General features: G+C 49.6%; 14 protein-coding genes. 2 read left to right on the top strand and 12 right to left on the bottom strand.

Annotated features, from left to right (window positions below; all coding sequences use genetic code 11):
• Nucleotides 1-123: 123 nt before the first annotated feature.
• Nucleotides 124-1938, top strand: a complete 1815-nt coding sequence (locus H8K29_RS11985; RefSeq protein ID WP_186897765.1) for a PAS domain S-box protein — start codon at nt 124-126, stop codon at nt 1936-1938.
• Nucleotides 1928-4354 (top strand): EAL domain-containing protein, encoded by a 2427-nt coding sequence (locus tag H8K29_RS11990; protein WP_186897766.1) that lies wholly within the window; start codon nt 1928-1930, stop codon nt 4352-4354. The genes H8K29_RS11985 and H8K29_RS11990 overlap by 11 nt, the downstream gene beginning before the upstream one ends.
• A gap of 68 nt (nt 4355-4422) precedes the next feature.
• On the opposite strand, the gene H8K29_RS11995 is transcribed toward H8K29_RS11990, so the two are convergent.
• The 12 genes from H8K29_RS11995 to H8K29_RS12050 form a co-directional block, all read right to left on the bottom strand.
• Nucleotides 4423-5016 carry a UbiX family flavin prenyltransferase gene (locus tag H8K29_RS11995; RefSeq protein WP_186897767.1) on the bottom strand — a complete coding sequence of 198 codons (594 nt, stop codon included), beginning with the start codon at nt 5014-5016 and terminating at the stop codon, nt 4423-4425.
• Nucleotides 5017-5024: 8 nt separating this feature from the next.
• On the bottom strand, nt 5025-5336 hold the full coding sequence (gene grxD / locus H8K29_RS12000) for a Grx4 family monothiol glutaredoxin (RefSeq protein ID WP_186884528.1): 312 nt from the start codon (nt 5334-5336) through the stop codon (nt 5025-5027).
• A 274-nt stretch (nt 5337-5610) separates the two neighbouring features.
• Nucleotides 5611-6114, bottom strand: coding sequence for a nuclear transport factor 2 family protein (locus H8K29_RS12005; RefSeq protein ID WP_186897768.1), 504 nt, complete (start codon nt 6112-6114; stop codon nt 5611-5613).
• A 321-nt stretch (nt 6115-6435) separates the two neighbouring features.
• Entirely contained in the window at nt 6436-7206 is a 771-nt protein-coding gene (locus H8K29_RS12010) for a hypothetical protein (RefSeq protein WP_186897769.1), read from the bottom strand.
• Nucleotides 7207-7293: 87 nt separating this feature from the next.
• On the bottom strand, nt 7294-7536 hold the full coding sequence (locus tag H8K29_RS12015) for a hypothetical protein (protein ID WP_222611471.1): 243 nt from the start codon (nt 7534-7536) through the stop codon (nt 7294-7296).
• A gap of 151 nt (nt 7537-7687) precedes the next feature.
• Entirely contained in the window at nt 7688-8173 is a 486-nt protein-coding gene (locus H8K29_RS12020; RefSeq protein ID WP_186897771.1) for a hypothetical protein, read from the bottom strand.
• A 99-nt stretch (nt 8174-8272) separates the two neighbouring features.
• A complete protein-coding gene (locus H8K29_RS12025) occupies nt 8273-8887 on the bottom strand; it encodes a hypothetical protein (RefSeq protein ID WP_186897772.1) in 615 nt (204 codons plus the stop codon).
• Nucleotides 8888-9077: 190 nt separating this feature from the next.
• Complete coding sequence (locus H8K29_RS12030; protein ID WP_186897773.1) at nt 9078-9413, bottom strand: transposase; 336 nt, start codon at nt 9411-9413, stop codon at nt 9078-9080.
• A 212-nt stretch (nt 9414-9625) separates the two neighbouring features.
• Nucleotides 9626-10201, bottom strand: coding sequence for a hypothetical protein (locus tag H8K29_RS12035; protein WP_186897774.1), 576 nt, complete (start codon nt 10199-10201; stop codon nt 9626-9628).
• Nucleotides 10202-10505: 304 nt separating this feature from the next.
• Nucleotides 10506-10760, bottom strand: a complete 255-nt coding sequence (locus H8K29_RS12040; protein WP_186897775.1) for a hypothetical protein — start codon at nt 10758-10760, stop codon at nt 10506-10508.
• Between the two features lie 124 nt (nt 10761-10884).
• Nucleotides 10885-11325 (bottom strand): hypothetical protein, encoded by a 441-nt coding sequence (locus H8K29_RS12045; protein ID WP_186897776.1) that lies wholly within the window; start codon nt 11323-11325, stop codon nt 10885-10887.
• 446 nt (nt 11326-11771) lie between these two features.
• Complete coding sequence (locus H8K29_RS12050; RefSeq protein WP_186897777.1) at nt 11772-14123, bottom strand: Tex family protein; 2352 nt, start codon at nt 14121-14123, stop codon at nt 11772-11774.
• Nucleotides 14124-14217 lie beyond the last annotated feature (94 nt).

The raw sequence follows: 14217 nt of genomic DNA on the forward strand, positions 1-14217 counted from the left end.
TGGTTATTGTCTATTTGTTGTTTTATAAGGCGGAGGCGGTATTTCTGGCTGAATAAAGCGATTGAAGGTCTGGTATTTTCAGGTATATTATTTTAGCAATAATGCATTCTCCCGGGAGCTACTGTGCACAGTCTTACCGAGCAAGAGATACATCAGATATTTCCTTTGCTAATGGAGGTGATGCCATTAGGTATTGCGGTTCTCGATAGAAATTTATATCTGAGATACATTAATTCCCGGCACGCTGAGCTCAATCACCTGACGGTTGATGAGCAGATTGGTAAGCATTTGCGTGAGTTTTTGCCACATGCCGCCGATGTGATTGAGCCTAAATTGCAATTTGTGATCAGCAATGGACGTCCGCTGATTAATCAGGAAATCCGTGGGTCTATTCCGCGCTCAGATGGCAGTTATCTTTATCGTCTGGCGTCTTACTACCCAGTCATATCGAATCAGCAGCAGGTCAGTCATGTCGTCGCTGTTATTCAGGATTCGACTATCGATCAGTTTCAACATCAGATATATAACGAGACTCAGCAGCGCTTATTGCGTGTGTTGGATAATTTATTCGCATTTGTAGCGGTACTGGATCTGGATGGTACGCTGATAAATGCTAACCGTGCTCCGCTGGACGCGGCGGGAATCACGTCAGCAGATGTGATTGGAAAAAAATTCTGGGATTGCTATTGGTGGTCTTATTCCCCAGAGATACAACAGCAACTGAAAGGCGCTATAGCAGATTGTCTTGAGGGGAAAACATCGCGTTTCGACGTACCTGTCCGTATGCTGGCTGGCGAGCTGATGTGGATAGATTTTATGCTGGCACCACTCAGGAACGCGCGCGGCGAGATCACGCATCTGATTCCGTCTGGCATGGACATCACGAAACGACATCAGAGTGACGCGGCGTTACATCAATCGGAAGAAAGATGGCGCTCAGTTATTGAATCATCTGATGATGCGATCATCACCAAGTCGCTGACGAGTATTGTTACCAGTTGGAATCCTGCTGCAGAGCGATTGTTAGGCTATACCAGTGAGGAAATAATAGGGAAGTCTATTACGATTTTGTTTCCTCAAGAAAAAATAAGCGAGGAAAAGCAACTCATCAGACGTATAGCGGCGGGTGAGCAGATCGCACCATTTGAAACGGAACGCATACATCGTTCCGGGCGGATTGTGCACGTCTCTGTGACGATTTCACCTCTCAGGGATCGTATGGGGAAAGTGATAGGCGCATGTAAGCTGGCGCGGGATGTCTCCCAGCAAAAGCAGCAAATGCAGATGCTGGAACACGCGGTGGAAGAAAAAACAGCTTTGCTGCACGAGGTACACCACCGGGTAAAAAATAATTTGCAGATCGTATCGAGTCTGCTCAATCTGCAGGCACGTAAGGCGACCAAAGAAGTGGCCGACGCCTTGTCTGAAAGTCAGGGCAGAATTAAGGCGATGGCACTGGTTCATCAGTTGTTGTACGAATCCAGTGATATGTCCGAAGTAGTCTTGTCAGATTTTTTAAAAAATCTGACCAGCTTATCGGTGTCGATGTATGGCATAGATAAGAAGGGCATACAGCTCAGGTTGGAGGATGATTCCCAGGGCGTCAGTCTGGATGTACAGAGAATGATTCCTTGTGGTCTTGCTGTGAACGAATTAATTATGAATGCAGTAAAGCACGCATTTACAGACAGAGTGTCCGGACTCATTATTATTCGGGTTGCGCTGTTGAATCGCAGTATTCAGATACAGGTTAAAGACGACGGCTGTGGCCTGCCTGCCGGATTCCAATGGAAAGCCAGTTATGGCCTCGGTAGTCAGCTCATTCCGATGTTTGTACACCAATTTCACGGTGAACTGATTACGGATACAGACCAATCAGGAACATGCGTTACTATCATTGTTCCTGGCGGAATCCAAGAGGGACAATATGCAAGCTGAACGTATTCTGATTGTCGAGGATGAACCGGTAGTTGCATTGGATCTGCAGCAAACGCTGATGGAAATGGGGCACCAGGTTGTATCGATCGCCACCAGTTTTAGTGAAGCTATAGCCGCAGTGCATCAGGATCAGCCCAGTCTGGTTCTGATGGATATTCACATCGATGGTGATACGGATGGAATTGATGCTTGCGAGGCGATTTATCAGCGCTGGAAATTGCCGGTGATATTTCTGACTGCGTATGCAGATGATCTGACCGTCACTCGTGCAGCCAATACCAAGCCGTTTGGCTATGTGATGAAACCGTTTGAATCCAAGGAATTGCTGGCAGTGATACAAGTGGCACGTGCACGCCACGATACCGAAGTCATGCTGGCCACATCTGAAGAGCGCCTGGCGATGGCACTCGATGCTGCACAACTGGGTACCTGGGAGTTATCACATCAGTGCGGAAAACTGGATGGGGACGAACGTTTTTATCAAATTGTCTGTGGAGGTTTGCGTCCGTTCCAGAACACGCTTGACGAGTTGCTGAATCAGGTGACGGACCACGACAGGAATAGGGTCAGCGCCTTGTTTCAGCAGACCGGTTTTTTCAGTGATACCTTTCGCATCCGTCGTTCTGGAAAAGAGGTGGCATGGATAGAAATTTACGGCAAACTGATTTGTAATCTGCGTGGCGAACAGGTGTTGATTGGTGCTGTGCGCGATGTCAGCTTGCGTAAGTCGATGGAAGAACATCTGCGTCAGGCCAGCGTTGTATTCAGTACAGCAGTCGAAGGCATGCTGATTGTCGATGCCAACGGTCAGATCGTGAATGCCAATCCTGCTTTTTTTCAGATGACCGGATTTCAGGAGACAGAAATCATCGGCGTACGCCCGGATGATTTTCTCCTGATCCGACGCGAAAGTGACCCCTTGTATTCGGTGATCGCCGCCAGTGAGGCCGGTTTTTGGACAGGAGAAGCGCGTTGTAAGCGTCACGATGGCACGTTGATCTCCATCCTGCAGCATGTATGTGTTGTCAGGAATGACGAGGGCGAGACAGAGCAGATTGTCGTCTCTATTTCTGATATCAGCTTTATCCGTGAAGCGGAGCAGCGACTGGAACATCTGGCTTTCCATGATCCTCTGACAGGTATGGGAAATCGCTATCTGCTTGATCAGCGGTTGGCGCAGGAAATGTCTTTGAGCCAGGTAAGTGGTGGCAATGTCGCTATTATTTTTATCGACCTCGATGGATTTAAAGCGATCAACGATTCGATGGGGCACCACATTGGCGATCGGCTGTTGCAAGAGGCGGCGCGACGCATTTCCGGGCAGATCCGGCGCTATGACGAAGCCATCCGACTGGGTGGCGATGAATTCGTGGTAATCGTACCGCACCTGACTCAGCACGGTGACGGCAGACTGGTCGCTGAGAAGATACTTCATGCCCTGGCGGTGCCTGTCAAGATTGATGAGCAGCAGTTCAGGATAGGTGCCAGCATCGGCATCGCCACCTTCCCACATGATGGCTGCGGCTTAAGTGAAATACTCAGTGCGGCAGATAGTGCAATGTATGAGGCTAAACGCCAAGGCAAAGGACGGATTTGCGAATACTCCAGTGACATGACAGAAACCGTGCGTACCCGGTTGAGTCTTGAGCAGGATTTGCACCAGGCGATAGAGCAGCAAGAACTGGAAGTGTATTATCAGCCGGTGATCCGTTTGTCTGACGGTGCGCTGCTGGGTTTTGAAGCTTTAGTGCGCTGGAACCATCCCATTTCCGGATTGGTAATGCCGGATCAGTTTATCCGGATTGCAGAAGAATGTGGCTTGATCGAAAGTATAGGAACTTGGGTCTTAGATGCAGCCTTGCGTCAGCTCAGTCTCTGGACCGAAGCCAGCGGAACCGCATTGGTGATGGCTGTGAATGTCTCGCCTAAACAATTTCTGCAAGAGGAATTTGTATCCATACTGGATGCCGCATTGAAACGCTACAATCTGCCCGCGCACCAGTTGGAAATCGAAATCACCGAATCCACTTTGCAGGATTTTCAACGTAGCCGTCGTATTGTCAGCGCCGTGCGGGCGCTCGGCGCCAGTGTCGCGATTGATGATTTCGGCACCGGTTATTCCTCACTCGCCTTGCTCAAGCATTTGGCGGTGTCCCGTATCAAAATTGACCGCTCCTTCGTCATCGCTTTACCCGACAACGCCCGTGATTACGGCCTTGTCGCCGCCATGATGAATATGGCAACCAGCCTGGAACTGGATGTGACTGCAGAAGGCGTAGAAACCCAGCAACAGGCAGTAGCCTTACACACACTCGGTTGCCCCGTGGTGCAGGGATATCTTTATGGCAGACCTCAGCCTGCAGGTCGCTATACAGACGCGATTCTGCTTTCACGAAATAATGCGGCAGACCAGTAGCTAATAAAATTTACCGATTCAGTATTCCAACGGTTTTGCAACTTTTATCAACAACCGAGAGATTACTTTCAGCTTTTCAGCCCAGCCCAGCGCGGTGTCAGCTCGTGCGGTAATGCGAACATATCGAGTACACGCCCGACCGTGTGGTCGACCATTTCCTGTATCGATTGCGGGCGGTGGTAGAAACCGGGGAGAGGGGGAAAGATGATGCCGCCCATTTCGGTGACGGCGGTCATGTTGCGCAGATGTGCCAGGTTGAACGGCGTTTCTCGTACCATCAATATCAGGCGGCGGCGTTCTTTCAGCACGACATCGGCAGCGCGCGTGATCAGATTATCTGACATGCCATGCGCCACCGAGGCCAGCGTTTTCATCGAGCACGGTGCAATCACCATACCGTCTGATTGAAACGAACCGCTGGCGATGCTGGCGCCGACATCACGCACATGATGCACGACATCAGCGAAGGCCTCGACATCCTTACGCTTCATATCGAGTTCCTGATGCAGATTCAAGACCCCGGCTTCAGAAATCAGCAGATGCGTTTCGACATCCGGGTTAGCCTGTAATACTTGCAGCAAGCGCACGCCATACACTGAGCCGGTCGCGCCGGTGATGGCGATGATCAGGCGTTGTTTCGGTTGTGCGCCGGTGCTCGTCATGACTGTGCTCAGTCTTTCAACAAAGTTTGCAGTTCGCCGTTTTCAAACATCTCGTTCATGATGTCAGAGCCGCCGATGAATTCGCCTTTGATGTACAACTGCGGTACGGTCGGCCAGTTAGAAAAATCTTTGATGCCCTGACGTACTTCCGGGTCTTCCAGCACATTGACTGTCACCAGATTCTGTACGCCGCAGGCTTTCAATACCTGCACCGCACGACCGGAAAATCCGCATTGCGGGAATTGGGCAGTCCCTTTCATGAACAACACAACAGGGTTTTGGGTAACGGTTTCTTTGATCCAGCTTTGAACGTCGCTCATGGCTTTTCCTTGGTTAATAATGTGCCGCCATTATAAAGGAAACTCCGGTAGCGCTCCCGCGCGCCAACAGCGTGGCTACAGGCGCTGTTCTGCACTAGAGGAATAAATATACTCCCCAGGAGTATATTTTTAACACCCAATGAATATAAGGAGATCAGTATCTTTTTGTAAAAATATGGGGGGAGTATATGCTTTTAACCAGGATTGACCTAACTCAAGGATTTCCAATCCGGCCCGCGCAATACCGACGGAGCGGGGCGCGTTTTAACAGGCGCTAAGAACCCGCACCGACAGAACCAAGTCCTGAACTGTGCAGTAACAGCACCTTGCCGTTGCGACGAACCAGCGTATCCGTGCTGCGTGAGCGTATATGCATCAGCGTGCCTGCAACGTCCAGCGAACTGCTGACATCCACCGTCGCAGTTTTGCCGTCCGGTGACAGCGCGATGCTGTGTATCGTGTATTGAGAATCCAGTTGCAGCATGCCGCCCATTTTCTCGCCCAGTTTTTCCCAGGTCGCATACAAGTCATGATAGGCGTCGCAGGCTTGCTGCTTGTTTTGGTTCACCGTTTGCCTGTTTCCGGCTGTGCTGACGGTGCCGGTGGAGTGAAAATCCGGCGCCAGCAACGCGCATATTGCGTCAGGCTGACGCTGCAGCGTCGCGATTTCAAGATCGCGGTAAAAGCCATTGACATGTTCGTCCGACAGCTTGCGCCCGCCGATGAAATACCACCAGCCGCCAACAATAATCAGAACAAGGAGTAATACTTTTCGCACTAGGTGTTCATCCAGATATCGGGGTTGCAATGCCCGCCGCAGCGGGTGAAACGAGCGCGTGACCATTTTGAATCAAAAGAGTAATACCTGTATTCCCATTCATCTTCGAGAATTGCATCAACCATTGCGAGCGCTTGTAATAATTGACGAAGGTCTTCGGGTTTTGGCAGGTTCGAAAGATTGCGAGTGGAGATCATAAGTTGAGCTATAACGTTGAGGTACCCGGAACTGCGCACGATGCACACAAACTGCAGAGAAAATGATTAAAAAATGTTGCACATGGAAGAAACAACATGAGCAGTTTCCGAGTTGAGCGACCTGTTATACATTCGGTGTCCACGTATCGAAAATATAGTAAAGATATACTCCTTCTTCTGTTTCAAGAATATATCCACCACGAGAAGAGCCGACAACATGCTTTAAGTGTTGTAGCGGCAAATTCTCATTCAGTCCAAGCGTAGAAAAACTAAACCCAGTCCCAGATATCCATCCACTAAACAAATAACCAACGAGTGTCGTTTGAACTTTAGGTTCACGTTTTCGTCGTTCGACATCAGGGTTCTCGTTTGCTGTTTTTGCGTAAGCGATTTTCCAATCTACTCCACTATCGAGTGCAACCTTGAGATCTGTAAGTTCGTCCACCGCTCTAGTTTTTTGCATTTCTTTTTTTTCGATGAATGCAACTTCCAATCGAGAAAATGGTGACTGAAGTGCCTGTTTAAGAGTCTGAATTTCCCATCTTAAAGATTTACGCTCATCGAGTTTCTGAGCGACCCACTTCAGCCCTTTCCGTTCTCCTAATCGCATAAGTGCAGCTTGCAATGAGGCACTGTCACTTCTCGAATCAAAAACAATTTCTTCAGTTAACTCGTCGTTTTCTATCTGATCTATATATGATCGAACTGATCTTAGATACTCACCAATACCAAAGTCTAAATCATCTTTTTTTGACACTTTCCCGCTCGGGAAGGAAAGTAATTTATGTGGAACTTCACGCCCTAATTTCCATGCTTTTATCTCCTTACTGAGATTGTCTGCGTCAGCTAATCCGCAAAAGTAAATGCTAAAAAGTAAGGTAAATATTATTTTCATGTTTTTGTTTAACGTAGAAATGACCAGACCACAACAATTTGCGGCGAAGCCGTCTCCTGCAGTTGTGGGTCCAAATCGATTGATATGTTAAAGCTCAACAAGCTGAACCTCTCCAGCATATTCATTCGATAGCGATCGCGCAAATTCTAAGGCATCGTCAATTGTCTCGCCTGCGTGAGATGACGTAAGGATATAGCGGTTGTCGTCAGTGCCATCGCCTACGATCAACTCATCGATGATGTCCTCGACGCGCGAACAGTCTTCGCCAACAACACCCACAAACGCGACGCCATCGGCCAGGAATTGTTCAACCATGCTATCGAGTTCCATTCGATAGCCTCTCGGACAGTGCAAAACGATCTTACGCAAGTAAGGCATAGAGCTTTAACGTGGAAGTGAGGGGCAGCCGGAGCGAAGCGCAGGGAACCACAAGCGCAGCTTGTGGCTGTCCCTCTCGACTGCAGTGTTAGAGGCTAAGGTGCTACTGTTTTTCTGCATAGCGCTCCACCATTGATTTCATTTTGCCAATATCCTCGCGAACTCCAACAGATAGCTCTTTGTACGATTTGCGATACTGCTCTCTGTCCGCGGGAACCTTATCAAATGCGTCCGGCTTCATTGGCGATGGATGATTCTTGCGGTAGTTGGCTAGACGTACAGCATATTGTTCGTACTCGGGATAAAAATTGAAATCCCATACGGGGCCAACGATGTTTCTTAGTGGATGCATAAAAAGATCGTGCCCAAAGATCAGGCCGTTGTCGATCTCGCACTCTAACATGGCGGTCACGGGCTTTATGTTTCCCGCACGCAGTGCATTTAGCTCACCAGCAGCGATAACACCGCGCGGCAGGAAATCCGCGGCCACGCCAAAGAACAAGCCCTCTCGAAAGCCGAACCAGTAGCCCGCAGTGGCCGATAGAAGACAGCTGAATGTGAGCACCAGAGTGAGTCGCCAACTCGTCATGTGGCCTCTAACGCAGAATTGTGCGGCGCTCGCACTGATTATTAAAATATGGCAAAACGCTGATTCGTGCGTCCGCTACCAATGTCATGTTATGCATCTTTATCGATTCCAACGATGGTTGCCCCAAACTAACGTACCGTCGACGATAAGCCGCCCAGCACACTGCGGATAACCGGGTGGATTGGTTTTAACATTTTGCATTATCGATCTAATTCCGATTTTCTTAAAGTCATCTAGAACTTGTAAAGGCACTGGATTCAAGTCTGGCAACGAATAATAGATAAATTCGCCGAGTGACATAAATAGCCAATCTTCAACTGATTGATCTTCTTCTAGAGGCCTGAAATGACTAGTAGAGTTGGCCATTTCGACAAAGCGCGCGGAGTCTCGTAAACTCCAACCACAATACTCTAAAACCTCACTCCTATTTAATCCCATACAGTTGGAAAGCCAATCTACATTTTCTGGGCTCAACAATTTTTCATTTTCATCTGTTAGTTGTTCAAGGATAAAACTGGCGACAAGCACCTCAAGTCGATGAATAACTAACGCTGGATGCTCACCACCGCCGCCGCCAAGTATTAGATTTTGCGGTGAGCAAGAAAACTCATCGTTACCCCATTTTCCGCAAATTTCAGTAACCAGCGGGTGGTAAATCGGGAGATATCCAAGATTCCCAAGATATTCATGGTCAAAGGTGTCGATATAGCTCATTTGAAAGATGCGTTACGAAGCGGTATAAAAAAACCAACCACACGCACCAAAGTCCGTGCGCATCGGAAGTTTTCAGTAAATGAATGAGAATAAAAATTCATGCAGAGAGTGTGCCGTATTTATGGTTTAAAAGGCAAGCCTTTTACTCCTTGTCGCTTAGCATTGAGGGATGAAGATATCTTGTTATTTCTTATCCTCTCACCTCATATCCACCATGCGCCAGCTTTTCGCTGTTGTGCACTAAGCAGAATTTATTCCACTGCGTGTTGACTTTGATGTGGCTGGGGATGGTGAATCTGTGCAGGCGTTTGTTGTAGCGCAGATTGCCAAACACAGGTTCGACTATACCCATGCGTTGAATGTACTGTCGTCGCCCCGCAGAGCTATCGATCCTGTGTTTCATTTTCTCAATCAGCGTGACCTGTTGCGCTTGTTCTTTGATCAGAAACGAGACTGGTCTCACTTCTGTCTTGTCAGGTGACGTCATTTTTTGAATGTGAATCAAAGCGGGAGAGATCGAGTTCATGATCTATCAAATAGTCCCGAGCGTATTCAAAACTGCCTGCGATCAATTGTGCGTCGAGGACGACAGGAATGATCCTGGGACTACGATCGATGAGTTTGTAACGCGCCATGGAAATCTCTGAATTGGGGACATGGAGATGGAACGTTGACTTTCAGAATCCGTTTGCTTGTCTCTGTGGTTTTTGGAGTTTTTTATACAGTCTCAACGTAGACCTAAGGGACACGCTTAAGCGCAGGGTTATGTTTCGCCTTTGACGGTGAATCGTCAGCGATAAAAGTTTTTTGCAGGTTAAGAACGGCACCAGCATTGTCATCTCGAACTTGCGCCATGACGGTGTAGCGCCCTCGTTGTTCGTGCGGTTCAATAACAACCTTGAGATAGTCCACACTTAACCTCAAGGAGCGACCAGTGGGCGCGGGTTTGTCGTTCCAGACTTCCATAGCAGGTGTTTCTGAGTAGACCTTTCCATCCGGCTGAATGATCCTGAAACGCATAGAAACATTACAGTTGCCAGCTAAATTAGTTTTGCAGCCAGAAAAGATGACGAAGGCACTTACCGGTTGATTGATTTTGACACTCTCGACTGTGTCGAAATATACAGATTCAGAGGGAGTCGCCCAATTCTTGAATAGAGCTTCCTCGTTGGTTGTAAAAATAAGCAGAGCACCAAAGTCGCCATTGGCCTTTGCGTCTTCCGTCTCATGAAGTGGCTTGCCTTGCTTGTCTATCCATCCAGCTTGCGCATTGCTGGCGAGCAGACAAGCCAATAGCAGATTTATTAATTTCATGCGCTGATTACCTTCTCCGAGAAATCTAGCATGTTAGCTCACCTGCACTGCAGGTAGCAGTGTGCAGCGGCATGTTATGAGTCATTCTCAGCCCCCTTTGTGCTTTGCTGGCATGGTTACAACACCTGTCTTTAAGTCAATTGAAATAACGTTGCCAATCCAATCTTCGAAAGCGAACGCAGAGGTGCGTTGGTCGAGCACTGGGGGAGGATTGCAACGCCACCAAACTGACGACACTGAACGCGTGAACTTCTTTATCTCCTCGGGCTAATAGATGCCCTTCAGATCGTAACTACGGCGTAGGTCACCAGATGGGGTATAAATTACGATTGCATCGTCCAATGCCCATGTTGTGCCAATTATCCAGCGTGACCAATTCGCCAGCATCAGAAACCGCAAAATCAACCGGAGCAATTGGGTTAAGCAATTCAACCTCTTGAAACTTAACGTAGTTGTCGGTTTCTGTTATCCGGTAATAAACCGCACGCGCAGGCTGCCCCTTTTTTTCGCCCGAAAAACCAGATACTTCTCCTAGATTTTTGCCTGGGATGACTCTCACAATAATATTTCCGCTAGGGCTGACTACTCCGCGTGTAACTGCACGTACCCAAGAGTCTGCGTATGCCGCCGAGCTTATACATATCAGCAAAAAAAATGAATAGACGACTCATTCCATATAACGTTCAAGGTAACCGGCCTGCGCGGCTTTTCGCGCAGGTCCGGTTGACCGCAGGGTTAGGTTGCGGTGTGGTTTGAGGCGCCAAGGCACAGTTACCATCCTGATAGCTGCCCCCTAATGCTTGGCATTGCTCTTGAGTTGGCCTTTGAATGCACCCGAGTTCTTGATGAAATACACCACCAAGTGCTTTGCATTCGCTTTCAGAGACTTTTGCCAAACAACCGTGCTCTTTATGCCAACGCCCACCTTGGCAGTTGCATTCCTCCTCACCCGGCATGTAAATATCTTTGCCCGAATATTTCGTTTTCCCAGCATCGCCAAGAATCAAGCATCCGGCTTTGGTGTATGTACCACCAATTTTCTCGCATTGAGCTTTTGTTAAGTCTTCCGCAAATGAATTACGACAGAAAACAAAAAGTAATATGCAGGACAGGACGTAGCGCATAGCAATCTAACTTGTTTTAAAGTGCAAATCGGCAAAATATCAGATAGATGTAAAATAAGCAATAAGTTCCAATGCGTTGCAAGTCCTTGTCTGGTATAGTTTTTTTTCGTTATACTGATTAAATGAACAGTGTAACAACTGGAACCTGACATGAACGCGCATCTCCCTCAATTCCTCGGTTAAGTCCGGCATAGCTTGCCGTGCCAGTACGACGTTCTTGCCACTGAAAAACGGTAACTGTATTGAGGTAGGGTTGGGTTGGTTTGTGTTGTTCTGGTCGACGTCATCTGCCGGAAATACGGGGAAGCTTGAATGGTGGGCGCGGGCGGTTTGGATGTCGCAGAGCATTTGCGTGCGGTGACTGGATCGCGCAAAAAAACACCCCGGTAAAAACCGGGGCGCTTAGTTATTTTACTGCTGTATTTTCTTTCGCAGAATTGTTAATCTCAACCACGTAATTTCGCAAACGCTGCTGCCATCGCATTCCCTGCGGGGGCGGCTTCTTGTTTGCGTTGTTGCTGGTGCTGGCCGAGGCGTTTGGCGTCGTTGCGGTCGCCGCGTTGTTCCGGTTTGCTGCCGGGTTCCGGTGCGCTGTCGGTGAGTCGCATGGTGAGGGCGATGCGCTGGCGTTTGACATCGACTTCCATGACTTTGACTTTGACTACCTGACCGGCTTTGACGACGGTGTGTGGGTCTTTGACAAAGGTGTTCGACAGCGCGGAAATATGTACCAGGCCATCCTGATGTACGCCGATATCGACGAACGCACCAAACGCGGCAACGTTGGTGACGACGCCTTCTAAAATCATATCGGGCTGCAAATCTTTGATGTCTTCCACGCCGTCTTTAAAGGTGGCGGTGGTGAATTCAGGGCGCGGATCGCGGCCCGGTTTTTCCAGTTCTTTGATGATGTCGGTGATGGTCGGCACACCGAATTTGTCATCGGCGTATTTGCCCGGGTTCAGCGATTTCAATAAGCCGCTGTCGCCGATGACGCCTTTCACATCTTTCTTGATGTCGGCCAGAATTTTTTCGACCAGCGGATACGATTCCGGATGCACTGCGGATGCATCGAGCGGATTGCTGCCATTCATCACGCGCAAAAAGCCAGCGGCTTGTTCAAATGTTTTGTCGCCGAGGCGCGGTACTGCGCGCAGATCGGCGCGTGAACTGAACATGCCTTTGGCATCGCGGAAATTGACGATGCTTTGCGCGACGCTGGCAGACAAGCCGGACACCCGCGCCAGCAGAGGCGCAGAGGCGGTATTCACATCAACGCCCACCGCATTCACGCAGTCTTCGACCACCGCATCGAGCGAGCGTGCGAGCTGGGTCTGGCTGACATCATGCTGATACTGACCAACGCCGATGGACTTAGGATCGATCTTCACCAACTCGGCCAGCGGGTCTTGCAGACGACGTGCAATCGAGACCGCACCACGGATGGATACATCCAGATCCGGCAATTCTTTAGACGCGAATTCTGAAGCGGAATACACCGATGCACCAGCTTCAGAGACGACGATTTTGGTCAGCTTCAATTCTGGTTTGAGTTTGATTAAATCCTGCGCCAGTTTGTCGGTTTCGCGTGAGGCGGTGCCGTTACCAATCGAGATTAATGACACCTGATGTTTCTCAGCGAGCTTCGCCAGCGTATGCAGCGAACCATCCCAATCATTGCGCGGCTGATGCGGGTAAATCGTGGCGTGTTCCATCACCTTGCCAGTCGCATCAACGATGGCGACTTTGACGCCGGTGCGCAGGCCAGGATCGAGGCCCATCGTGGCGCGCGGGCCTGCCGGTGCGGCCAGCAATAAATCTTTGAGGTTGCGCGCAAACACATTGATGGCTTCGATTTCTGCACTCTCGCGCAGCTTGCCCATGAGCTCGGTTTCCAGATGCATGAAGACTTTGACGCGCCATGCCCAGCGTACGGTATCGGCCAGCCATTTATCGGCCGGGCGATCTTTCTGACTGACACCGAAACGTGCGGCGATGCGGCTTTCGCATGGGTTCAGCGGCGCATCCCATTTTGGTTTTTCTTCTTCGCTGTCGAGCCGCAAAGTGACGGTCAGCATTTCTTCGCGGCGACCACGGAACAAGGCCAGCGCGCGGTGCGATGGAATCGTGCCGAGGGTTTCTGAGTAATCGAAATAATCGGCAAATTTTTCACCGGCATCTTCTTTGCCTGCGACGACTTTGGATTCGACGATGCCGTGGTCGTTCAGATATTCGCGCAGCGCTTGCAACAGGCTCGCATCTTCGGCAAAACGTTCCATCAGAATCTGACGTGCACCATCGAGTGCGGCCTTGGTATCGGGCACGCCGGGGTTGTCGCCGTTGTCGGTGCTGAACGCGGGTTTCAGATAATTGGCAGCTTCGGTTTCCGGCGTCAGCATCGGGTCGGCCAGCAAGGCATCAGCCAGCGGCAGCAAACCTGCTTCAACGGCGATCTGCGCTTTGGTGCGGCGTTTCGGTTTGTACGGCAGATATAAATCTTCGAGACGGGTTTTGTCTTCGGCGTGCGTAATCGCATCGAGCAAGACCGGCGTCATCTTGCCTTGTTCATCGATCGAGGCGATGATGGCGGCGCGGCGGTCTTCGAGTTCGCGCAGATAACGCAGACGTTCTTCGAGCAGACGCAATTGCGTATCATCAAGCCCGCCGGTGACTTCTTTACGGTAACGGGCGATAAACGGTACGGTCGCGCCTTCATCCAGCAAGGCAACGGCAGCGGCCACCTGTACCGGCTTGGCGGCGAGTTCTACGGCGAGTCTTTGTTCAATCGAAGGCAGCATAAATCCAGAATCCAGACATTAAAAAAGCAATGAAGGCGCAGATGATACGCAATTTGCAGCGTTGCGCCAGTCTTGACAGTCTTTCTGACTGCGG

The organism is Undibacterium sp. CY21W (assembly GCF_014284265.1).
Classification (GTDB): domain Bacteria; phylum Pseudomonadota; class Gammaproteobacteria; order Burkholderiales; family Burkholderiaceae_D; genus Undibacterium; species Undibacterium aquatile.